This window comes from Winogradskyella psychrotolerans RS-3, from assembly GCF_000427335.1.
GTDB classification, from domain to species: domain Bacteria; phylum Bacteroidota; class Bacteroidia; order Flavobacteriales; family Flavobacteriaceae; genus Winogradskyella; species Winogradskyella psychrotolerans.
Genome location: NZ_ATMR01000103.1, coordinates 1 through 841, shown reverse-complemented (window position 1 = coordinate 841; position 841 = coordinate 1). Strand labels below are relative to the sequence as shown.

Genomic DNA, 841 nt, shown 5'->3' with positions numbered 1-841 from the left:
ACCAGCAATTAGACAGAGAATGAAAACAACATATATAATTTTACTAATAATTATAGTCTCTATTGGAATTCTTTATGCTTGTAAGCAAAAACCAAAGAAAAAACAGACGATGAACTTTTTGAGGAAGTATTAAATGACCCAAGAATTAATTCACGGGAAGTTGGAGAACGTGAAGGAATTAAATATTTCCAGTATATGGAAAATGGAAAAACAGGATTTAGAGATTTAGATGGTAATATTGTAATCAAAGCAATTTACGAATCGGCTGAAATGTTCTCTGAAAATCATTCCGCAGTTGAGATAGATGGAAAATGGGGATTGATTAACGAAAACGGGAAATATGTGATTGAACCTCAATTTGACTTTTTAGGCGGACTGCATAATGGACTTGTAAGCTTTAGACAAAATGAACTGATTGGATTTTTAGATGTAAGTGGCAAAGTAATTATTGAACCTAAATTTCATTGGGTTGATGAATTTTCCGAAGAACTTTGTGTCGTAAGTACTGATTGGAAAACTGATGAACCAAGATTATATGGTTACATTGACACAACTGGAACTTTGGTTGTTGATTTTAAATATCAACACGCACTTAAATTTGAAAATGGAATTGGTAAAGTTGAACTAAATAATCTTTGGGGAGCAGTTGATAAAAATGGAAAAGAAGTGATTGAAATAAAGCATAAATACATTAGTGAATTTTAAAATAAATAACTGCTGGTAACACCGTGTATAATTAATTGCTTGGTCACTGCCGACTTACGAACATTCCTGCGGAATATTCTATCTGTGATTTATTTGCTAAATTAGGTGCTTAACCACGCAACTAACCATACACAAG

At 32.2% G+C, this 841-nt stretch carries 1 protein-coding gene; it reads left to right on the top strand.

From position 1 onward, the window contains the following. Positions 1-195: 195 nt before the first annotated feature. Entirely contained in the window at positions 196-705 is a 510-nt protein-coding gene (locus ADIWIN_RS11160; RefSeq protein ID WP_020894635.1) for a WG repeat-containing protein, read from the top strand. Positions 706-841: the final 136 nt, after the last annotated feature.